The sequence below is a fragment of the Stenotrophomonas sp. RIT-551 genome, from assembly GCF_026241915.1.
Taxonomy (GTDB): Bacteria; Pseudomonadota; Gammaproteobacteria; order Xanthomonadales; family Xanthomonadaceae; genus Stenotrophomonas; species Stenotrophomonas bentonitica_A.
This window is the reverse complement of sequence record NZ_JAPJIU010000018.1, coordinates 45,313-67,605: the sequence shown is the minus strand read 5'-3', so window position 1 is coordinate 67,605 and position 22,293 is coordinate 45,313. Positions and strand designations below refer to the sequence as shown.

14 protein-coding genes are annotated in these 22,293 nt (G+C 67.1%); 5 read left to right on the top strand and 9 right to left on the bottom strand.

Going from position 1 to position 22,293, the window contains the following annotated elements; all coding sequences use genetic code 11:
• From ORK51_RS16480 to ORK51_RS16465, 4 genes are all read right to left on the bottom strand, one after another.
• Window positions 1–482, bottom strand: a 482-nt coding sequence (locus tag ORK51_RS16480) for a GNAT family N-acetyltransferase (RefSeq protein WP_266085911.1), incomplete at its 3' end; no start/stop codon positions are given.
• A 91-nt stretch (window positions 483–573) separates the two neighbouring features.
• A complete protein-coding gene (locus ORK51_RS16475; protein WP_266085909.1) occupies window positions 574–2,295 on the bottom strand; it encodes an alpha-amylase family glycosyl hydrolase in 1,722 nt (573 codons plus the stop codon).
• A complete protein-coding gene (locus tag ORK51_RS16470; protein ID WP_266085907.1) occupies window positions 2,295–3,782 on the bottom strand; it encodes an MFS transporter in 1,488 nt (495 codons plus the stop codon). Before ORK51_RS16470 ends, ORK51_RS16475 begins: the two co-directional genes overlap by 1 nt.
• Window positions 3,779–5,980, bottom strand: coding sequence for a glucosidase family protein (locus ORK51_RS16465; protein WP_266085905.1), 2,202 nt, complete (start codon window positions 5,978–5,980; stop codon window positions 3,779–3,781). The genes ORK51_RS16470 and ORK51_RS16465 overlap by 4 nt, the downstream gene beginning before the upstream one ends.
• A gap of 233 nt (window positions 5,981–6,213) precedes the next feature.
• Here ORK51_RS16465 and ORK51_RS16460 point away from each other — a divergent pair, with 233 nt between their 5' ends.
• The 3 genes from ORK51_RS16460 (at window position 6,214) to ORK51_RS16450 (ending at window position 11,916) form a co-directional block, all read left to right on the top strand.
• Window positions 6,214–8,280 carry a glycoside hydrolase family 97 protein gene (locus ORK51_RS16460; protein ID WP_261997804.1) on the top strand — a complete coding sequence of 689 codons (2,067 nt, stop codon included), beginning with the start codon at window positions 6,214–6,216 and terminating at the stop codon, window positions 8,278–8,280.
• A gap of 258 nt (window positions 8,281–8,538) precedes the next feature.
• Window positions 8,539–11,298 (top strand): TonB-dependent receptor, encoded by a 2,760-nt coding sequence (locus tag ORK51_RS16455; protein ID WP_070426812.1) that lies wholly within the window; start codon window positions 8,539–8,541, stop codon window positions 11,296–11,298.
• 399 nt (window positions 11,299–11,697) lie between these two features.
• The gene (locus ORK51_RS16450) at window positions 11,698–11,916 is read left to right on the top strand and encodes a hypothetical protein (protein WP_266085901.1); all 219 of its coding nucleotides are present in this window, start codon (window positions 11,698–11,700) and stop codon (window positions 11,914–11,916) included.
• A 235-nt stretch (window positions 11,917–12,151) separates the two neighbouring features.
• Here the strand turns inward: ORK51_RS16450 and ORK51_RS16445 are convergent, their stop codons facing one another.
• On the bottom strand, window positions 12,152–13,765 hold the full coding sequence (locus ORK51_RS16445; RefSeq protein ID WP_070426811.1) for an alpha-glucosidase family protein: 1,614 nt from the start codon (window positions 13,763–13,765) through the stop codon (window positions 12,152–12,154).
• 315 nt (window positions 13,766–14,080) lie between these two features.
• Between ORK51_RS16445 and ORK51_RS16440 the strand changes: the two genes are divergently transcribed.
• Window positions 14,081–15,079: a polyprenyl synthetase family protein gene (locus ORK51_RS16440; RefSeq protein WP_070426810.1), complete on the top strand. Its 999-nt coding sequence runs from the start codon at window positions 14,081–14,083 to the stop codon at window positions 15,077–15,079.
• Window positions 15,080–15,241: 162 nt separating this feature from the next.
• Here the strand turns inward: ORK51_RS16440 and ORK51_RS16435 are convergent, their stop codons facing one another.
• Complete coding sequence (locus ORK51_RS16435) at window positions 15,242–16,042, bottom strand: dienelactone hydrolase family protein (protein ID WP_266085898.1); 801 nt, start codon at window positions 16,040–16,042, stop codon at window positions 15,242–15,244.
• A 206-nt stretch (window positions 16,043–16,248) separates the two neighbouring features.
• Between ORK51_RS16435 and ORK51_RS16430 the strand changes: the two genes are divergently transcribed.
• Window positions 16,249–16,845: an SMI1/KNR4 family protein gene (locus ORK51_RS16430; protein ID WP_266085896.1), complete on the top strand. Its 597-nt coding sequence runs from the start codon at window positions 16,249–16,251 to the stop codon at window positions 16,843–16,845.
• A gap of 48 nt (window positions 16,846–16,893) precedes the next feature.
• Here the strand turns inward: ORK51_RS16430 and murD are convergent, their stop codons facing one another.
• The 3 genes from murD to ORK51_RS16415 are packed head-to-tail and all read right to left on the bottom strand — an operon-like array spanning window position 16,894 to window position 22,273.
• Window positions 16,894–18,303, bottom strand: coding sequence for a UDP-N-acetylmuramoyl-L-alanine--D-glutamate ligase (murD, locus tag ORK51_RS16425; RefSeq protein ID WP_266085894.1), 1,410 nt, complete (start codon window positions 18,301–18,303; stop codon window positions 16,894–16,896).
• The gene (gene murL / locus ORK51_RS16420) at window positions 18,284–19,636 is read right to left on the bottom strand and encodes a UDP-N-acetyl-alpha-D-muramoyl-L-alanyl-L-glutamate epimerase (RefSeq protein ID WP_266085892.1); all 1,353 of its coding nucleotides are present in this window, start codon (window positions 19,634–19,636) and stop codon (window positions 18,284–18,286) included. Before murL ends, murD begins: the two co-directional genes overlap by 20 nt.
• Before the next feature lie 33 nt (window positions 19,637–19,669).
• On the bottom strand, window positions 19,670–22,273 hold the full coding sequence (locus ORK51_RS16415; protein WP_266085890.1) for a bifunctional aspartate kinase/diaminopimelate decarboxylase: 2,604 nt from the start codon (window positions 22,271–22,273) through the stop codon (window positions 19,670–19,672).
• Window positions 22,274–22,293 lie beyond the last annotated feature (20 nt).

The following is a 22,293-nucleotide window of genomic DNA, read 5'->3' as shown; positions in this document are numbered from 1 at the left end:
TCGCCGACGAGGTAGAGGTGGAACGTCGGGTCTTCCTCGGCCAGCGCGACATGCGGGAGACCGAGCCGCGGCAGGGCCCGCAGCCAGTAGGCATGCGCCGCCAGATCGCCGCGGAACACTGCGAGCAGCCATTGCCCCTCGCCGGGGCGCAGCAGTGTGCTGACCACATAAGCGGCCAGGCCTTGCCGCCGGTACTTGGGGAGCACGAAGAGGTCGGCCAGTTCGGGATAGTGGTGCCCGTCCCGTTCCACCCGGTCCACCAGCACGAAGCCGGCGAGTGCTTCGTCGACGAACAGCAGCCGTGCCCACTGCGGGTCATCGCGCAGCGAGGCCTCGACGTCGCGCCGGTCACAGTCGAACAGGCCGTCGGGACGTACCTCTTCCCCGCTCCAGGCCGAGGCCTCGAAGTAGTAGAACTGCATCAGATGGAACAGGCGCTCGGCGTCGCCGGACGTTGCGTGGCGCAGGGACAGGCGTGACATGGACACCTTACTCGGGAAGACCGCACTGCGCGGTCGCGAGCCCGATTGTAAGGCCCGGCCCACCGCAAACGGCAGACCGGGCATCGCCCGGCTACTTCGCCAGGCGCTTCGTGCGCGCACGCTGGTCGTCGACCGCTGCCTTCAACTGCTGCTGCAGCGCCGTCTGGTCGACCGGTGCATCCAGCACGAACACGCGCACGCCGTGTGCGGGTACCTCGGCAGTCAGCGACCCCTTCACCGTCTGGCTGGCACCGCCCAGTGCGTCGCGCCAGGTACCGGCCTGTAGATAGCGGCGGACCTCAAGGGTGCGGGCGGTGTCACCCTTGTTGAGCAGGACCAGCGCGGTCTGGGCGGTATCGCCCTGCTGCAGCACGCGGAAGAACACCGCTTCATCGCCGTGCAGGCGCTCGTTGACCTGCAGCCCGCGCTGCAGGGCGGGGGTGGCCTCACGCAGTTTGGCGATGCGTTGCAGCGGCGCGTAGATCGGGCTCTTCGGCGCCTCATCGACGCGCTTCTGGCCGAAGTAGGCACGGTTGCCGGCATGCTCGGCGCGGCTGCGCATGAAGCCGGTTTCCGAGCCGTAGTAGATCACCGGGATGCCACGCGCGGTGAACAGCCAGTTGTGGGCGTCGATGAACCCGGCATCGGTTGCGTCCAAGCGCGCCATGTCGTGGTTGTCGTAGAAGCTCATCAGCTCGTACGGATTCGCATATGGCCCATGGAGCAGGTGCAGCGGTTCGGCCAGCGTCTCAAAGCCCTTCTGTTCTTTGCCGAACACGGACGACAGTGCGCCACGCAGCGGGAAGTCCAGCACGGAGACGTTCGCATTGGCCGGCCAGGTGTGCTCGGCGATCTTGCTGGCGTCGTAGTCGAACGCTTCGCCGAACATGAACATGCCCGGATGCTCCGCGCGGATGCGGTTGACGAAGGCATGCCACCACGGGTGTGGCAGCCAGCCGATGGTGTCGATGCGCAACGCATCCACGCCCTGCGCGGTCCACTGCAGGTACGCGCCCACCAGGTAGTCCATCACCGCCGGATTGTGCTCGTTGAAATCGGAGAGTTCGGCCAGGTTGCCATCGAAGATCGAGCCGCTCTTCCCGTCCACCGGGCCGATGTTGTTGTAGAACGCGTGCAACGGGTTGTGGACCGGGTCCAGCTGCTGCGGCGGGAGGTTCTGATGGTCGGCGATCAGCCGGCCGTCCTTGTCGAAGATCTGACCGAACTGCGGCTGCGCCACCGGCATCGTCCACGCGGGCGAGCCATGGTTGCCCACGATATCCAGCACCACCTTCAGATCGGCCGCGTGCAGGCCACGGGTGAAATCGGCGAAGTCCAGGTCCTTGCTCGGCAGATGTTCGTCGAGCGTGTAGAAGTTGACGCCCCAGTAGCCGTGGTAGCCGGTCTTGCCGCGGTCGGTCAGCGTGCTGGTGCAGCTGATCGGCTTGCTGCCGGTGAAGGCCTGGTCCGGGTTGTCGATGATCGGGGTGATCCACACCGCGCCGAAGCCCAGATTGCGGATGTACGCGGCGTTGTCGAGCACCCCCTTGAAGTCACCGCCCAGATAGCCGATGTTGCCGTCCACCTTGTCCGGGCACGGCACCGGGATGTCGAAGGTGGGGTGTGCACCGCCCTGGTCGCGGTGATCGTTGGACGGGTCGCCATTGACGAAGCGGTCGGTGACCACGAAGTAGACCGCCTGGCTGGCGAACGGCTCACGCGTGCCGACATAGTCCGGGCGCTCGACGGCCAGGGCGGGACTGGCGGACAGCACGAATGAAAGGGCCAGCGACAACGACGAATACCGGGACATCAGACACGCTCCTGTTGGGATGGCACATACAGCACGCACAGGCCGGCCAGCAGCAGGCTACCGCCCCCAAGTGCGAGCACGTGCATCGGGTCACCGCCCAGCCACGTGCGCAGCAGGAAGCCGAGCGCACTGGCCGCGACCAGCTGCGGGATCACGATGAAGAAATTGAACAGGCCCATGTAGATCCCCATCTTGGCCGCCGGCACGCTGTCGGACAGCAGCGCATACGGCAGCGACAGGATCGAGGCCCAGGCGAAGCCGACGCCGACCATGGACAGCAGCAGCCAGTGCGGATCTCGGATGAACAGCATCGAGATCAGCCCCAGGCCGCCCAGCCACAGGTTGACCAGGTGACTCCAGCGCAGGCCCAGTGCGCGCACCATCAACGGGATCAGCAAGGCCGCCAGTGCGGCGAACCCGTTGTAGGCACCGAACAGCACGCCAACCCAGTTGGCACCTTCGTTGTAGGCGGCCGAGGCGGTATCGGTCGAGCCGAAGTGCGTACCGGCGACGGCGGCCGTGGTGTATATCCACATCGCGAACAGCGCGAACCACGAGAAGAACTGCACCCACGCCAGGCGACGCATGGTGCGTGGCATCGCACGCAGGTCGTCGACGATGGTGGCCAGCATGTTCGCGCCGGGCACGCAGCGCGCCACACCGAGCAGCACGCCATAGGCGACGCAAAGGCCGGCGAGCACATACAGCATGCGGTCACCCTGCTGCGACGCGATGGCGGCGGCAAGCACGAGACCGGCCGCCACCCAGCCACCGATCTGCGCCCAGGGTGGCGGTCCGGCCACGCGCGCACTGTGGTGCACGGCGGCCGGCTCGGCATCGTCGAAGCGGGCCAGTTCGGCAGGCGAGTACTCCCGGGTGCTGACCACCGTCCAGGTGATCGCCGCCAGCAACACCGCCGCGCCGAAGTAGAACGCGTAGCGCACGGTATCGGGCACCTGCCCCGCTGCGGCCGTATTGGCCACGCCGAAGTGGGCCAGGATGAAAGGCAGGAAGCTGGCGACGATGGCGCCGATGCCGATGAAGAAGCTCTGCATCGCAAAGCCGGTCGGCCGCTGCCGCGGGGCCAGCTGATCGCCGACGAACGCGCGGAACGGCTCCATCGATACGTTGATCGAAGCATCCAGCACCCAGAGCGTGCCGGCCGCAATCCACAGCGTCGGCGAATTCGGCATCACCAGCAGGGCGAGCGTGGTCAGTACCGCACCGATCATGAAGAACGGGCGACGGCGGCCCCAGCGCGTCCAGGTGCGGTCGGACAGGTAGCCGATCACCGGCTGCACCAGCAGGCCGGTCAGTGGCGCGGCGATCCACAGCCCGGGCACCGCATCCATCGGGGCGCCGAGCGTCTCGAAGATGCGGCTGGCATTCGCGTTCTGCAGCGCGAAGCCGAACTGGATGCCGAGGAAGCCGAAGCACATGTTCCAGATCTGCCAGAACGACAGCGTCGGCTTGGGCGAACGGCTCATCGGCGCGGCTCCGTCGAGGCCGCCACCGGCATCAGGGTCAGTGCGGATACGCGCGCCTGGTTGAGCACGCCCGCGCTGCCGCCCTTGCCGCCGTTGTACTGCGCGAAGTGGGTCAGCGCGCTCATGTTGAAGCCCTCCTCCAGCGAGATGCGGCAGGCCCCTGCCGGCGTCTCGAACTCTACGGCTGTTGAATCCTGTTCGCCCACGCTGTGCGGCATCACGATGGGGCGGCGCTGCTCGGGCTGGCCCGCACACTGCAGCACCAGCGTCTTCACCGCTGCGGTCACGCCGGTGTTGATCGGGCCGTTGGGGTTGTTGTATCGCAGCCGTGCACGCCAGCGGCCGGCGGTCGGTGCGGTCCACTCCCACTGCGTGTCGCCGGCCAGCACCTGCTGCGGGCCGATGCAGGTCATCGGGCTGTGCAGCGATTCCAGCGCGCCTGCACGGCGGGTCAGGCTCAGGCAGTGGCTGGCACCGTCCTTGACCAGCGTGGCGACACCCTGCACGGGCACTACTTGCTGGCCGTCGCGCCACAGCACGTGCCCGACAGGCACCGTGATCTGCCAGCCAGCCGTCGTTTCACGCGGCACCGGGGCGGCGGGGGTGGCCGGGGCGAACACCGCCGAGGGACGCAGGATGGCCGGTGATGGCGTCGCGCCCGTGGCATGCAACGGCACCAGCTGCACCGTGGTGGTCGTGCCGTCGCGCTGGATATCACCCGCCACCAACAGCTCGCCGGCAAGCTGCTTCGGTCGCACCAGCACGTAACGCTGTTCGCCATCGTCCAGGCGGATGCGGTCCTGCGCACCGAACAGCGTCGGCACCAGCGACACCGGTAGCTTCGGCGCGATACGACCGTCGTCCTCCACGCCGAACACACCTTCCAGCACCATCGAGAGATAGCCGGCCACCGACCACAGCTGGCGTGGCGAATTGACCACCGGGCCGCTGAGGGCACCTTCATCGACATGCACCGCCAGCGTGCGCATCTCGTAGTTCTCCATGTTGGAACCGGCCAGCGCAGTGCCGCGCATCAGTGACTCGATCTCCATGGCGATGCGCGGGGCATCGTCCAGCCGGCGCGCCGCGCGCAGCGAGTACGCGCTGACGAAGGGCCAGATGCCGCGGTTGTGGTAAATCGGCTGTTGGGCTTCCTGCGGCCAGACGACCGGACTGCCACCGGCCACGGCCGGGTAGTTCGACAGGGCACGCCGCGCGCGATCGGCCGGAAACCCATCGGCCAGCACGCCCAGCGAGAGCGCGAGCAGGTCGTACTTGGCATACGGCACCGGGTGCGCGGCTTCACCGATGTAGCTCATGTACTGCCCGGCATCCTCGCGCCAGAAGCGCGCGTCGATCTGGCGGGCCAGCGCGTCGGCCCATTGACCGTACGTGGCAGCCCGCGCATCGCCGTGCTGGCGTGCCAGCTGCCCGGCCAGCCGCAGGGCCTGGTAGTGGAGCACGTTGGTGGACAGCGCGAAGGACTCGCCGATGAAGCGCACGTCTTCGCGGGTCCAGTCCGGGTAGGTCTGCTCACGCCAATCCAGGAACGAAGTCTCGCCGCGATACAGGCCGATCCGTGCATCGAACACCGCTGCACGATCCTGCGCCAGGGTGGCCTGCAGTGCCTGCCAGACCTGGTCGGCAAAGGCCGCGTCATCCAGCAGCCCGCGTGCGGCCAGGAACCACACCACGCGGTCGCTGCTGATCGGCCAGCTACCACCGGAGCCGGTGTCCTGGGCGACGAACAGGCCTGGCGTATGCCCATCGCGTGCGGTGGACAGCTTGAACTGCAGCGACTGGCGCGTGCGTACCGGATCCAGACGCGACAGCGCCAGATCCGCGGCGAAGCTCACATCGCGGGTCCACACATAGGGCCAGCGCTCGCCGGTCTGGAAGCACTCGCAGTCCACGGGCTTACCGTGATTGAAGGCCGGGTCGCGGATCGCCTCCACGCGGTCGGCATCCATCTCCTGCTGGGCCAGCCCGAACAGCGCATCGAACAGCACACTGCCGGTTTCGCTGCGCATCGGCTGCGCGTTGACGCGCACCTCGCCCTGCGGTGCGTGCAGACGGTAGCCACCTTCAACGGCGGTCTCGGCACGCGCATGGCGGCCATCGAAGTCCAGGTCGGCCGCACGTGCGGTGGACCCCATCGCTGCCCCGAGGGCAACGGTCAGGCAGATCATCTTCAGCATCGAAGTGGCGAACCGGCTCGCGCCTGTTGCCTCCCTCCCCTTTGCTCGCGTTGTAGGTCCGCACCGCCTCGCGGCAATGCGCTCGCGGCCCCCTCCCAGGGTGCCTTGGGCCCATGGTAGACGGCACGCCGCAGCCTGCATCGAGCTGCATACGTATTCATGGCCAGGGCGGTCGGCAATCGTGACCGCCTCGCTATAGTCCGGGGGTGTTTTCGGCCGCCTTGGGAGGGGAAATGCCGTCACTGTCGCATCCAACAAACGGGCATTTCGCACGTCGTCGCCTGCCCCTGCTGGGCTGGATCCTCTGCGCATTCAGCGCCACCGCCTTCGCCCAGCCGGTCACTGTCGCCAGTGTCGAGTCGCCCGGCAAGGTACTGCGCGTGTCGCTGCAACTGGATGGTGGCAACCCCAGCTACCGGGTGGACCGTTTCGGCGAAACGGTGGTGGACAACTCCAAGCTCGGCTTCCAACTGCGCGATGGCCGCCTGGACCGCGACCTTGCCGTGGTCGGCCAGCAGTCGCGCAGCGTCGATGAGACCTGGGAGCAGCCCTGGGGCGAGCGCCGGCTGACCCGCAACCACTTCAACGAAGTGGTGGTGCAGCTGGTCGAGCGCAGCGGCACCAAGCGGCGCATCGATGTGGTGTTCCGGGTCTACGACGACGGCCTGGGCTTTCGCTATCGCTTCCCGCAGCAGCCGGGGATGCGCGAGGCGATCATCGATGATGAGCTGACCGAGTTCGCGATCGCACCGACCGCCACCGCCTGGTGGATTCCGGCCGGCGAGCCGATCCACTACGAATATCTTTACCAGCGTACGCCGCTGGACCAGGTGCCGCTTGCGCACACGCCGATGACGCTGCGCAGCCGCGATGGACTGCATGTCTCCATCCATGAAGCGGCCCTGGTGGACTACGCCGGCATGTGGCTGCGCCGCACCGAAGGCCAGCGCCTGCGGGCGCAGCTGTCACCCTCGGCCGAAGGCTGGAAAGTGCGGCGCAGCCTGCCCTTCGATACGCCGTGGCGCACGCTGCAGATCAGCGACACCGCCGGCGGGCTGGTCGAATCCAGCCTGATCCTCAACCTCAACGAACCCAATGTGCTGGGTGACGTGAGCTGGGTGAAGCCCTCCAAGTACCTGGGTGTGTGGTGGTCGATGCATCTGGACAAGGAAAGCTGGGCCACCGGCCCGCGACATGCTGCCACCACGGCCAAGACCCAACGCGTGATCGACTTCGCTGCCCGGCATGGCTTCCGCGGCGTGCTGGTGGAAGGCTGGAACCCTGGCTGGAACGGCGACTGGGTCGGCAACGGCTACGCATTCGATTTCACCCGGCCCACTGCGGACTTCGACATCGAGGCGCTGTCGACCTACGGCGCGACGAAGGGCGTACACCTGATCGGCCACCATGAAACCGGCTGCGCCATCGAACACTACGAGGATCAGCTCGGCGCGGCGCTGGATCTCTACGCGCGGCTGGGCGTGGACTCGTTCAAGAGCGGCTATGTGTGCGATGACGGCCAGGTGGATCGGCGCAACCCGGCGGGTGGGCCACTGTGGCGCGAGTGGCACGATGGCCAGTTCATGGCCCGCCATCACCTCAAGGTGGTGCAGGAGGCGGCCAGACGGCATATCGCGGTGAACCCGCACGAGCCGATCAAGGACACCGGCCTGCGCCGCACCTACCCGAACTGGATCACCCGCGAAGGTGCACGTGGGATGGAGTACAACGCCTGGGGACAGCCGCCGAATCCGCCTGAGCACGAGGTCAACCTGGTGTTCACCCGGATGCTGTCCGGGCCGATGGATTACACCCCCGGCATCCTCAGCCTGAAGGGCCGTGGCGGCCAGGCGATCCCCAGCACGCTGGCGCGCCAGCTCGCCCTGTACGTGACGATCTACAGCCCGATCCAGATGGCCGCCGACCTGCCCGAGCACTATGAGCAGCACCGTGAGGCCTTCCGCTTCATCGAAGATGTGGCGGTGGACTGGGAGGACACCCGCGTGCTCAACGGCGAGGTGGGCGACTTCGTGACCATCGTGCGCAGGGACCGCCACAGCCGCGACTGGTTCCTTGGCAGCATCACCGACGAACATGGCCGCGTGCTGCCCATCCCGCTGGGCTTCCTGGAGCCGGGCGTACGTTACCGGGCGGAAATCTATCGCGATGGGGACGGCGCCGATTTCCGCAGCAACCCCTTCGCTTTCGTGCGCGAGACCCGCGAGGTCACCAGCGCCGACGCGCTGACGCTGGTGCTTGCGCCGGGCGGCGGCCAGGCGATCCGCTTTACCCCGCTGTAGACCTGATCAGAGGTCTCGACGCAGGCCCATGACGTTTGCACGGCAAACCGTGGCGCGGTGGCGCGGTGGCGCGCATGCGCCAACGCACCTGTAATCGCTTCCAACACGGCAAACGTCATTGAATACGTATGCAGGGTGATTCCCGCGGCAGGCGCGCTGCCTACCATAGCCACGCAGTCAACGGCCACCGCGCCGTGACGCTCCCGGGTCCTCCGGGCAACCACAAAATCGATTGGCAACATTGCCTGGGAGGGGAAAATGTTGAACCGCAAGCGCAGCGCGCTGAGTCTCGCGCTGGCCGTCGCCCTGACGCCGTTGATGGCGTCGGCGCAGACCGCCGAATCCAGTACCACCACCCCACCGACCGGAAATACGGCAACCAACCTGGACACCGTCCAGGTCACCGGCATCCGCCGTGGCATCGAGAACGCGATCGCGATCAAGCAGGACGCCACCTCGGTGGTCGAAGCGATCTCGGCCGAGGACATCGGCAAATTGCCTGACGTGAGCATCGCCGAATCGCTGGGCCGCCTGCCCGGCCTGGCCGCGCAGCGCGTGGCCGGCCGCGCCCAGGTCATCAGCGTGCGCGGCCTGTCGCCGGATTTCGCCACCACCCTGCTCAACGGCCGCGAAGTGGTCAGCACCGGCGACAACCGCAGCGTCGAGTTCGACCAGTACCCCTCGGAACTGGTCAACGGCGTGACTGTCTACAAGACCCCGGACGCCGCCCTGGTCGGCCAGGGCCTGTCGGGCACCATCGACATGCAGACCGTGCGTCCGTTGAGCTTCGCCGAGCGCGTGATCGCCATCAGCGGCCGCTACCAGAGGAGCTCGCTGGGCAAGGCCGCCAACGTCGACCCGTACGGCAACCGTTTCAGCGCCAGCTACATCGATCAGTTCCTGGACAACACCCTGGGCATCTCGATCGGCTACGCGCACAGCGACATGCCCATCCAGGAAAACCAGGTCGGCCTGTACGAGCCATGGACCACCGAGCAGACCGACCAGGGCAACCGCCCCGGCCTGGCGCCGGGCACCGTGTTCTCCGATGGCATCAAGGCCCTGCGCCGCACCGGCAACAACGAGCGCGACGGCGTGATGGCCACCGTGCAGTTCCGTCCGTCGAACGTGTGGACCAGCACGCTGGATGCCTTCCACACCGAAGCCGAGCAGATCGACACTGCCAACCAGTTCGAGGTCAACCTCAGCAACTACAACGGCGGCTATACCCCGGGCCTGCTGATCACCAACCCGCAGATCAACGCCGACGGCACCTTCGCCGGTGGCGTGGCGACCGGCGTGTACCCGCTGGTGCGCGGCATGTACAACAAGCGCAAGGACAAGATCGACGCGTTCGGCTGGAACAACGAGTTCAACTTCGAGCGGGTCAAGGTTGTCGCCGATGTGAACTACTCCAAGGCCACGCGCAACGAACTGAATCTGGAAAACAACCTGCAGCTCACGCCGATGCCGCAGCTGGATTCGGTCGGCGTGGTGGTCAAACCGGACGGTTTCTCACAGATCAGCCCGGGCCTGGACTATTCCAACCCGGACGCGCTGTTCCTGACCAACACCATCTACGGCTCGGGCTACGGCAAGGTGCCGATGGTCGAAGACCGCCTGAAGGGCGCCCGCCTGCAGGCCACCTTTGCGATGCCCGATTCGCTGCCGTGGTTCTCCGATGTGGACGTGGGCGTGAACTACGCCGACCGCCGCAAGGACAAGACCCAGGCCGAGGGCAACATCCTGCTGGGCGACCAGGGCGATGCCAACATCGCCAGTGACCTGCAGTACGCGCCGGTCAATCTGGGCTTCGCCGGTATCGGCTACATCCCCGCCTGGAACGTCCCGGCCGCGGTGGACCGCTACATGGTGTTCAACCCGGTCACCAACCTGGACTACCTGATTCCCAAGGCCTGGACGGTGCAGGAAAAGACCAGCACCGCGTGGATCCGCGCCAACATCAATACCGACCTGGGCGAGGTGGGCCTGCGCGGCAACATCGGCGTACAGATGGTGCGTACCGACCAGAGCTCGCAGTCCAACTACTTCGACCGCTCGCGGCCGGACGGCCAGAACATCCTGCCGATCGATGACGGCAAGACCTATACCGACTGGCTGCCGAGTTTGAACCTGGCCTTCATGTTCCCGCACCAGCAGACACTGCGCTTCGCCGTGGCCAAGCAGGTGGCACGCCCGCGCGTGGACCAGATGCGTGCCGGCCTGGAGTTCGGCGTGGACACCGCCACCGGCAAGCCCGGCGGCAGCGGTGGCAACCCGCTGCTGGATCCATGGCGCGCCAACGCCATCGACCTCTCGTACGAAAAGTACTTCGGCGAGAAGGCCTACGTGGCCGCCGCAGTGTTCTTCAAGGACCTGAAGTCCTACGTCTATACGCAGTCGCGCGATGACTACGACTTCAGCGACCTGCTGGCCAGCTACGTACCGCAGCCGGGCATGATCGTGCCGGTGCTGCCGACCGGCACCTTCTCGGCCCCGCAGAACGGCCAGGGTGGCAAGCTGAAGGGCCTGGAGCTGACCGCCTCGTTCCCGCTGGAGATGCTGACCGAGAGCCTGCGCGGCTTCGGCGTGCAGGCCAGTGCGACGTTCAACGACAGCGACATCAAGATCCTGGACCCGGAAAGCGCCTCCAGCGTGGGCAGCGATCCGATCAGCCTGCCGGGCCTGTCCGAGCGCGTGTACAACTTCACCGCGTACTACGAGCGCAGTGGGTTCGAGGCACGCGTGAGCCAGCGCCGTCGCTCGGACTTCATCGGCGAGATCGGCAATTTCAACGGCAACCGCACCCTGCGATACGTGGTCGGCGAGAACGTGACGGATGCGCAGGTCAGCTACACCTTCGCCGACAGCAGCAGCCTGCATGGGCTGACGCTGCTGCTGCAGGGAAGCAACCTGACCAACGAGCCGTATCGGACCTATGCCGGCACCAAGGATCGCCCGCTGGAGTACGTGGAGTGGGGCCGCACCTACATGCTGGGCGTGAACTACAAGTTCTGATTGAGCTTGCTTCAGCGACGTAGTGCCAGCATCAAGCGTTTGAAGAACCCGCTGCCTTTGCAGCGGGTTTTTTGTTGGTTTCCCTCTGCCCTCTCAAAAGCGTCAGTGCCGACTGTCCGTGGCCTGGTCGGGGGTGTGTGGGTTCGCGGGACGCGCCGTAAACCCATCCATGGGGCTCGTGAGCCGCATCGATGCGGCACAACGGTCCCGCCAACCCACACACCCCCGCCCTTCGACAGTTGGTTGGTGGCCGTGGGAGTGCAGTGCAGTGCACTGCAACGCAAACCAGAGCAGAGCAAAGGGAGATCGAACGAGGTATCTGCGGTTAGGACCAGCTCGAGCAGTTCGGCCGCCTCGACACTTTTGACCGTGCCGACTACGTCGAACGCCCCGATTGCCGTGACCGCCTGGACCGTTCCGATCACACCGATCATCTCGACCGCACTGGCCGATACGACCGTTGTGAATGCTTCAACTGTTTCAACTGTTTCAACTGCTTCAACGCCTGAGACCAGCGCGTCAGCTCAAGCCTTTCGAATTCCGGTCAACATCAGCCTCGCCGGTGCGATGTCGTGCCTGCCCGGCATCGCCTTTCCCTTGCACACCGACACACTGTGAAAGGGTGGGCAGGGGTGGGTTGGCGGGACCGTATGCCGCCATGGATGGCGGCATACGAGCTTACATGGACGTACTTGCAGCGGGTCCCGCTGACCCACCCCTGCCCGCCCAAACCAGCACGACCGCAGCCCTGAGCGCTGTGGCTGTGGCTGTGGCTGTACTCAACGCACAAACGCAAGACAAAAAAAGGGCGAGGCACCTGGCCCCGCCCTCTCAATACCACCGGAAAACCTGATCAGCCGCGTCGCGCGCAATACATCGACTGCGCCGGCAACACCAGCTCACTACCAACAACCTCGCCCGCGTCCGGACCCGGCACCTGCACCACCTGCCAGTCTCCCACCGGCAGCGACACCCGCACCGGATCCGCCGACAGATTGAACGCCAACAGCAGCGTCTCCTCCCCGTGCACCCGCTCGAACATCAACACCGGCTCGGCGCACGCAAGAAAACGGATATCGCCCACCAACAGCGTCGGCATCGTGCGCCGCCACGCCAGGAACTGACGGAACGCATTCAACACCGAATGCGGATCATGTTCCTGCGTCGCTACCGAGGCGGCCTGATGCTCGGCGGGAATCGGCAACCACGGCTCACCGGTCGTGAACCCCGCCTTCGGCGCATCGAGCCACGGCATCGGCGTGCGGCAGCCATCGCGGCCCTTGAAGTTCGGCCAGAAGGTGATGCCATACGGATCCTGCAGCGCCTCGAACGGCACATCCGCTTCGCCCAGCCCTAGCTCCTCGCCCTGGTACAGGCAGATCGAACCCCGCAGCGAACACAGCATCGCCACCAGCATCCGCGCCAACCGCGGTTGGGCCGGATGGCCGCCCCAGCGCGTCACCGCGCGCTCCACATCGTGGTTGGAGATCGCCCAGCACGGCCAGCCTTCGGTCATCGTCGCTTCCAGCCGCGACACCGTATCGCGGATGTAACCGGCGCTGAAATCCTTCACCAGCAGCTCGAAGCTGTAGCCCATGTGCAGCCGGCCCGGCGCGGTGTACTCGGCCGTGGTGGCCAGCGAATCTTCCGCGGAGATCTCGCCCAGGCTGACCGAGCCGGGGTACTCGTCCAGCAGCACGCGCAGCCGCTCGATGAAACCGATGTTCTCCGGCTGGGTGTTGTTGTAGTAGTGGTACTGGTAGGCGTACGGGTTGTCCGCGCTGAAGCCACGGCCCAGGCGCTTCTCCAGCGGCTTGGCCGGGTTGTCGCGCAGCTGTGCATCGTGGAAGCAGAAGTTGATCGAATCCAGGCGGAAGCCGTCCACGCCGCGATCCAGCCAGAACCGCACGTAATCCAGCGTGGCCTGCTGCACCGCCGGGTTGTGGAAGTTCAGGTCGGGCTGGTCGGCCAGGAAGTTGTGCAGGAAGTACTGCTCGCGGCGCGGCTCCCACTGCCAGGCCACGCCGCCGAAGATCGACATCCAGTTGTTGGGCGGGGTGCCGTCCTCGCGCGGGTCGGCCCATACGTACCAGTCCGCCTTGGAATTGGTGCGGTCCTGGCGGCTCTCCTGGAACCAGGCATGCTCGATCGAGGTATGGCTGAACACCTGGTCGATCATCACCTTCAGGCCCAGCGCATGCGCCTTGGCCAGCAGCTGGTCGAAGTCGGCCAGCGTGCCGAACATCGGATCGACATCGCGGTGGTCGGCGATGTCATAGCCGAAGTCGGCCATGGGCGATTTGAAGAACGGCGAGACCCAGATCGCGTCGACGCCCAGCGCGGCCACGTAGTCCAGGCGTTCGATGATGCCGGGCAGGTCGCCCACGCCATCGCCATTGGCATCCAGGAAACTGCGCGGGTAGATCTGATAGATGACGGCACCGCGCCACCATGGAGACTGCGACATTGAGGCCCCCCTTCGGGCTTCCACGGCACCCGCGAGGGGGCCAGAAACGAACCCGACAAGCTTAGCGGGGCGCCTCCAGCGGTGGGGTCGGATGCATACGTATTCACGCCAGATGGCGGTGTGCGGCGCATTGCCGGCGCCCGGCCGGGCGGCAGCCAACCGGGCATGGCGCATCGGTGGCGGCGCCCAGGATAGGCAGGGTCCGGCCCCCGCCCCGCGTCTGCCGCGCACCTTGGCCGGGCCACAGGCGCGTCTTCGCAGGCGGAATACGACGGCACCGCCTATAATTCCGGCCAAGCCTGAAAGTCAGACCGCATGACCATCACCGAAGACACCCGCCCCGCGCTGGGCCTGCCCCAGATCCAGTCGCTCGCTGCGCCCGACATGGACGCCGTCGATGCGCTGATTCGTCGCCGACTGTCCTCGGATGTCGTGCTGATCAACCAGATCGCCGACCACATCATCTCGGCCGGCGGCAAGCGCCTGCGCCCGATGCTGGTGATGCTGGCTGGCCGCGCGGTCGGCCAGGCCGGTCCGGAACACCACCAGCTGGCCGCGATCATCGAGTTCATCCATACCTCCACCCTGCTGCACGACGACGTGGTGGACGAATCCAGCCTGCGGCGTGGCCGCAGCACCGCCAATGCGCTGTGGGGCAACGCCCCGAGCGTGCTGGTCGGCGATTTCCTGTACTCGCGCAGCTTCCAGCTGATGGTCGAACTGGACCGCATGCCGGTCATGCGGATCCTGGCCGACACCACCAACCGGATCGCCGAGGGGGAGGTGCTGCAGCTGCTGCACGTGCATAACCCGGATACCGACGAGGCCGCCTACCTGCGTGTGATCGAGCGCAAGACCGCGGTGCTGTTCGCCGCCGGCACCCGTCTGGGCGCGCTGGCCAGTGGTGTCGATGAGGCCACCCAGCAGGCGCTGTACGACTACGGCATGCACCTGGGCTACGCCTTCCAGATTGCCGACGATGTGCTGGACTACTCGGCCAACGCCGATGAGCTGGGCAAGAACCTGGGCGACGACCTCGCCGAGGGCAAGGCCACCCTCCCGTTGATCCACGCGATGGCGCATTCGGATGCGACCACCCGCGAGCGCCTGCGCGAGATCGTGCAGAACGGTGACGCCGAGGCGATGCCGGAAGTGCTGGCGGCCATCCACGCCACCGGCGGGCTGGACTACAGCCGCGCGCGCGCCGAGGAGTATGCCGACGCCGCCGAGCGTGCGCTCGACGGCCTGGCCGACAACGATGCCGTGGCCGCCCTGCGCGGGCTGGCCCGTTACGCGGTGCAGCGTTCGCATTGACCGAGGGCGTGACGACCCACGGTCGTAACCCTCAGAGGTAGAGCCGACCGTTGGTCGGCTGCGCTTCGCCCCCGCACCACGATCACCGATGAACGCACCACGCCATGCGCGGTGCAGCCGACCAACGCTCGGCTCTACCGGGGGGTGGTCTCGAACTGCTCCTCACCGGGCTCTGGTCTCGAACCGCTCCTCGAAGAATTCATCCAGTGCCTTCCAGGCACGCTTGGCCGCCCGTTCGTTGTACAGGCAGCCTGGCGGGCTGTTGGCATCGGATTCGGCGAAGCAGTGCACCGCGCCGCTGTAGTTGGTGAACTCCCAGTCGACCTTCGCCGCGTTCATTTCCTGCTCGAAGCTGGCGATGTCCGCTTTGCTTACGCCCTTGTCGTCGGCGCCATTGAGCACCAGCACGGAGGGATGCGTCCCGCCGGCCTTGGCCGGGAGCGGTGAGCCCAGGCCACCGTGCAGGCTGACCACGCCAGCCAGCGGTGCACCGGCGCGCGCCATCTCCAGCACCGTGGTACCGCCGAAGCAGAACCCGACCGCGCCGATCCGGCTGGCATCCAGCGGCGTCTTGCCGGCCTGGGCCTTGAGCACCTCGATCGCCTTGAGCGCACGGGCGCGCAGCACGGGGCGGTCGTTGCGCAGCTTGGTCGCCACCGGACCGGCCTCGGCGTCGGTCGTCGGTCGCACGCCCTTGCCGTACACATCGGCGACCAGCACCACGTAGTCATCGCCGGCGAGCTGCTTGGCCTTGGCGATGGCCGAGTCGTTCACGCCCTTCCAGTTCGGCACCATCACCAGGCCGGGGCGCTTGTCATTGTCACTGTCGTCGTAGACCAGCACCCCACTGAACGTGGTGCCGTCCTGGGTCCACTCCACCGGCTTGGCCTGCATTGCCGCCAGCGCGGGCAACGCCGTCATGCCCAACAGCACCGCCGCACCCCACCGCCATTGCCTGTTCATGCGTCTGCTCCCGACCGAAAGAGCCCCGAGTGTATGACGGCCGGTTGACGGCACCGTGTAGAAGCGCCGGGTCGACGGCCCCCCGTGATCCGGCAGGCCGGCCACGCCCGACCTGATCTGGATTGATCACCGCCGTCCCTGTTGTTGGATTAACTCCCTCCGTCCCTGTTATGGCAGGCTGGCCGGCCCCGTGTACGGAATACCCCATGAGCCTTGTCGACCGCTTCCTCTCCGGCCTGGTGCCGCGCCTGCCCGACGACGATGCGAGGATGTGGGCGTGGGTCGAGGGCGCCAGCACGGCCGATCTGCAGCGCCTGCGCGAGCGCTGGCCACAGGCGCCCGAGAGCCTGGTCGCGTTGCTGGCGCGGGTGGATGGCACGCATTTCCGCGCCTACCCGGGCGGCGAGGTGGTGGTGCTGATGCTGGGCTCGGACGTCGAAGAGGGGCATTACCCCTACTACCTGCGTTCGGTGGACCAGGTCTTCGAGGACAGCGCGCAGTGGGATGACAGCATCCGCTCGATCTACGAGGAATGGCTGGAGGAAGACCCGGAGATTCTCGGCGACGGCATCGATGCCGACCTGCCGATGGGCAAGCGCCTGTGCTTCTCGCACTGCATGAACAACGGTGGCACTTCGGTGCTGTACTTGGATTTCGATCCCGCGCCGGGCGGCACCGTCGGCCAGGTGGTGCGCTACCTGCACGACCCGGACAGCTACCGGGTAATCGCGCCGGGTTTCGACGTATACCTGCAGCAGCTTATCGATGGGGACTACGCGTTCATCGATGAAGAAGACGCCTGATCGCAGGATCCCAGGCAGCCGACCAACGGTCGGCTCTACAGCGACCTATCAGGCGATCCCGATGCCCGGGATCGCCGTGATCGCATCGGGATCGAAGCCGGCCAGTTCGGCGAAGTGGCGGCCACGGGCGACGTAGTCGCGGTACACGCCATAGCTGGGCGCGCCCGGCGACAACAGCACCACCCCGCCCTGCCCGCCGAGCGCGGCCTGCGCCAGCTGCATGGCCTCGGGCAGATCGGCGGCCGCATGCAGACCGAAACGGCCGGCATCGGCCAGCGGCTTCAGCAGTGCGTGGATGCGCGGGCCGTTGGCGCCCATCGTGACGATCTCCACCGGCGGCACGTCGTGCGCCATGTGCGCGACGAAGTCGTGCCAGTCCAGACCCCGATCATGCCCGCCCACCAGCAGCGCGATGCGGTGCCCGGCGAAACATTCCAGCGCCGCCAGGCTCGCGTGCGGCGTGGTGCTGATCGAATCGTTGACGTAGGTGATCCCCTCGCGCGTCCCGATCGTCTGCAGGCGGTTGGGCAGCGGGCGGAAGTCCTGCACCCTCGGCGCGAGCGCCACTGCGTCCAGGCCCAGCGCTTCGATCGCCGCCAGCACCGCACACAGGTTGCCGCGGTTGTGACGGCCGGGCAGCGGAGTATGCGAGGTATCGAACACCGGCTGCTCGCCGCGATGCACGACATCGCCGCGCATGTGCCAACCCAGCGGCTGGTTGAACCAGATGATCTCGCTGCGGGGCAGCGACAGCCCGGCCAGGTGCGGATCGGCTGCGTTGAGCACCGCGATCCGCGGCGCGGCCCCGGTGACCAGCTGCAGCTTGTCTCCGATGTAGCGCGCTTCGCTGCCGTGCCAGTCCAGGTGTTCGGGGAACAGGTTCAGCACGATGGCGACCTGTGGGTGCGCGCCACTGCGCGCGACCTCGCCGGTCTGGTAGCTGGAGAGTTCCACCGCCCAGTACTGCGGCGCGGGCTGCGGCGCCAGCACTTCCAGCAGCGGCAGGCCGATGTTGCCGATCAGCCCGGTGCGCGCGCCGGAGGCACGCAGCAGGTGCGCCAGCAGCGCGGTGGTGGTGCTCTTGCCCTTGGTGCCGGTCACGCACACGGTGTCGTGCACGATGCCGTCGGCGGCGGCCTGCTCGGCGAACCACAGCGAGGTACCGCCGATGAACTGCGTGCCCTGCGCCCCGGCGTGCAGCGCCGCCTCGCCATACGGGCTGATGCCCGGTGATTTGATCACCACGTCGAACGCGGCGAGCGCCTCGCCGGTGACCTCCGATCGCACCGTCAGCGCAGCGCCGGTTTCCTCGCGCGCCGCGGCGGCCTCGGCCTCCGGGCAAAACAGGGTCAGCGGCAGCGATGGCAGCCGCTGCTGCAGCACGCCGAACGCAGCGCGCCCCTCGCGTCCCCATCCCCACAGGGCAACGCGCTTGCCCTCAAGCTGCGAAATTCGCACGCAGGCGCTCCCAGATCGCCGGCGGAATGCGGTGTTCGCCTTCCAGTACCAGCAGCGGTTCGATCTGCAGTTCGGTGGCCTCCAGCTGCGGGCGGATCTCGTGGACGAAACGCTTCACCAGCGCGTCTTCATTCCACTCCGGGCGCGCGGCCAGGGTCGCCATCGCCGCTCGCGATTCGCGGCCTTCGCCGACGCACTCGAACGGTTTGTGGTCCTGGAATTCCAGCAGCGCATCGAAGCCCGGGGCCTGCTCGATATCGTCGAGCAGATTGCGGCCGAAGATCCCGACCAGGCGCATCTTCGGCATGAACGGAGCCAGCGCCAGGAACACGAAGTGACACTTCGGGCAGACACCGCACCAGCGGTTCACCGGGCGCTCGCCCAGGATGTGGAAGTTGCGGTTGCAGCTGGAGAAATGCGCGTCGTAGAAATCGCTCTTGGCGAACTGACGCGCCACCGCCAGCTCCGAAAGCGGGCGCAGCAGCGAGTAATAGTGCAGGTCCGCCGCAACGTGCTGCTCCAGGTGCTCGCCGAAGGCCTGCTCGAACGCCCAGCCCTTCGACCACTGGTGGTTGACCTCGCCGGTGCCGGGAATCTGGCTGCCATAGCTGGCCGAGCGTTCGTTGGAGAACACCACCTGGTCCACGCCCTGCAGCAGCGCGGCCAGCACCATGATCGCCGAGTTCACCGCGGTGACCGGGATATGCCCGTTCCAGGCGCCCTGGCGATTGAGCTCGAACAGCTCCGGGGCCAGCGTGCGGCCGATGTTGAGGATCGGCAGGCCGGTGCGCTCGGCGCAGGCGCGGATCAGCTGCGAGCCACCGATCCAGGTGACGGTCTCGGCGATGCCCAGGTGGCGCAGCGCTTCGATGCTGACCAGTGAATCCTTGCCGCCGCCGATGGCGACCAGCGCGTGTTCGCGCAGGCCCAGTGCCGGCGCGGCGAAGGCCTCGCCCTCCACCGGCAGGCGGAACCGGCCACGCAGGTTCAGGCCATTGCGGTAGGCGAACTCGCCCAGGCCGTTGAGGTACACCGTCTCGACCAGCGCGGCGGTGGCCGCATCGATGGCGTAGCTGTCGATGCGCACCTGCTCGGGAACGCCCGCCTTGTAATAGCTCACACCGGCGATCAGGTGCAGCAGGCGCAGGGCGCGCTGCACCGCTTCGGCGCGGTCGCCCTCGAGCACGAACGGCGCACCGGGGATGGTGACCGTCTCGATCAGTTCCGGGCCGTCATCGAAGGCGTAGACCAGCTGCGCCACGCCGGTGTCCGCGGCGAACGCGCAGCGGACGAAGCGGAAAACGGCAACCTGGTGTTTATCAAAAGCAGTCATGGTGTATCCGGTTTGAAAGGCGGCAGGCAGCGGTCACGGGCCATCATCGATGACGTCCTCGCGCGGCAGCTCGCGCTGGTTGTAAGTGTTGGCCATGACGTAGCCATACGCGCCGGCGTCGGCGATCAGCATCACATCATCCGGCGCGGTCGAGGCCGGCAGGCGGCGACGCTTGCCGAACACATCGCTGGATTCGCAGATCGGCCCGACCACATCGAACATCGCTTCGGAGTAGCCGCTGAGGCGGCTGAGGTTCTCGATGTCATGCCAAGCGTCGTACAGGGCCGGGCGCATCAGCGTATTCATGCCCGCATCCAGACCGACGCGGCGGATGCCATCCTTCTCCACCACCTGGGTGGCCCGGGCCAGCAGCACGCCGGACTCGGCCACCAGATAGCGGCCCGGCTCGATCGCCAGCCGGAACGCCGGGTGCACGGCCTTCACTTCGGCCAGGCCGGCGGCCCACGCGTCCAGATCGAAGGGCTCGTCGTCGGCGCTGTACGGGATCGGCATGCCACCGCCGATATCGATGGTCTCGACGCTGCCGATGCGGCGGGCGAACCCGGCCAGCTCATCGCACATCAGGCGCCAGTGCTGCGCGGTTTCCACGCCGCTGCCCAGGTGGGCATGCAGGCCGACCACGCGGGTGCCCAGCTCGCCGGCGATGCGCACGAACTCATCCACGCGCGCGATCGGCAGGCCGAACTTGGAGTCCTTGCCACCGGTGCGGACCTTGGCATGGTGGCCTTCGCCACGGCCCAGGTCCACGCGCAGCCACAGCTCGCGGTTGCTGAACAGTTCCGGCCAGCGCTGCAGCGCTTCCACGTTGTCCAGGGTGACGGTGACGCCCAGCGCGAACGCGGCATCGTATTCGGCGTGCGGCGCAAAGCTCGGGGTGAACAGCACGCGCTTGGGCGACAGCGTCGGCAGCGTGTTGAACACGTGCTTGAGCTCGCCATGCGAGACGCACTCCAGGCCGAAGCCTTCCTGCTCCAGCACTTCCAGGATGGCCGGGTGCGAGTTGGCCTTGATCGCGTAGTAACGCTGGTCGATCGCCTTGATCGCGTTCAGCGCGCGCGCACGCGCCCGCACCGTCGGCAGGTTGTACACGTAACGCGGCGTACCGGCCTGGGCGAGCGTCAGCAGATGCTCGCGCTGGCCCCGCCACCAGGCGGTTTCGCGCGGGCGGATGGTACCGGCGATCTCGCGCCAGCGCGGGCCGAATACTTCGCCCTCTTCCACCGGCATCGCGCCGCTGTCGATCAGCTCGGCGTGCAGGATCGGCAGCAGGCCGTCCGCATCCGCCTCGTCGATCACGAAGGTCAGGTTCAAGTCGTTGGACGACTGCGAAATCATGTGCACGCGTTCGCGGCCGAAGGTGGCCCACACGTCCGAGAGCTTGTGCAGCAGCGAGCGCATGCCGCGGCCGACCAGGGTGATCGCCGCGCACGGCACGATGATCTTGACCTTGCAGATCTGCGAGAGGTCGGCCGACAGCGCGGCCAGCACGTCGGTGCTGACCAGGTTCTCGGAGGGATCCAGCGAAACGGTCACGTTGGTCTCGGCCGAACCGATCAGGTCAACGGACAGGCCATGCTTCTTGAACAGCCCGAATACGTCGGCCAGGAAGCCGACCTGCTGCCACATGCCGATGCCCTCCATCGAGACCAGCACGATCCCGTTGCGGCGGCTGATCGCCTTCACGCCCGGCACCGCTGCGGCATTGCCGTCGATGCTGGTGCCCGGCAGCTCGGGGCGCTCGGTATCCAGGATCGCCATCGGCACCCCGGCGTCGCGGCACGGCTTGATCGAACGCGGGTGCAGCACCTTGGCGCCGGTGGTGGCGATTTCCTGCGCCTCGTAATAGTCCAGGCGGGTCAGCAGGCGCGCGTCCGGCACGTCCTTCGGGTTGGCACTGAACATGCCCGGCACGTCGGTCCAGATCTCCACGCGGCTGGCGCCGAGCAGCGCACCGAAGTACGCCGCCGAGGTATCCGAACCGCCACGGCCGAGGATGGCGGTGCCGCCATCGGCGTGGCGGGAGATGAAGCCCTGGGTGATCAGCATGCGGGTCGGCTGGGCGCGGAAACGCGCGGCCCAATCGGCCTCGGCACGCCACTGGCAGTTCACCGACAGGCGCTGCGACCACTCGCTCTGGCTGGGCTGCGGCGGCAGCGCATCGAGCCACTCGCGCGCGTCCATCCAGCCGAAATCCAGACCGCTGGCGCGCAGATAGGCCGCACCGACGGTCGAGGACAGCAGTTCGCCCTGGCCCAGCACCTCGGCCTGCCATTCCAGCGGCCGCCCGGCGGCACGCGGATCATCGAGCAGCCCGGCCAGCGCGTCCAGACGGACGTCCAGCGCGGTGGCATCCAGCTCCAGCTCGGTCAGGAACTCACGGTGGCGCGCGACCAGCGCCGCGACGCGGTCGCGGCTGTCGGCGGCGCCATCGGCGATCGCGGTGAGTTCATTGGTCACCCCGGACAGCGCCGACACCACCACCAGCACGCGCGAGCCCGTTTCTTCCGCCCGTTTTTTCGCCAGTTTGCCGATGGTGTCCCAGCGGTGACGACGCGACACGGAGGTGCCGCCGAACTTCAGTACGATCCAGCGATCGACAAGGGGGGAAGCTGACATGGAGGTGGAGGTTTGGGTAG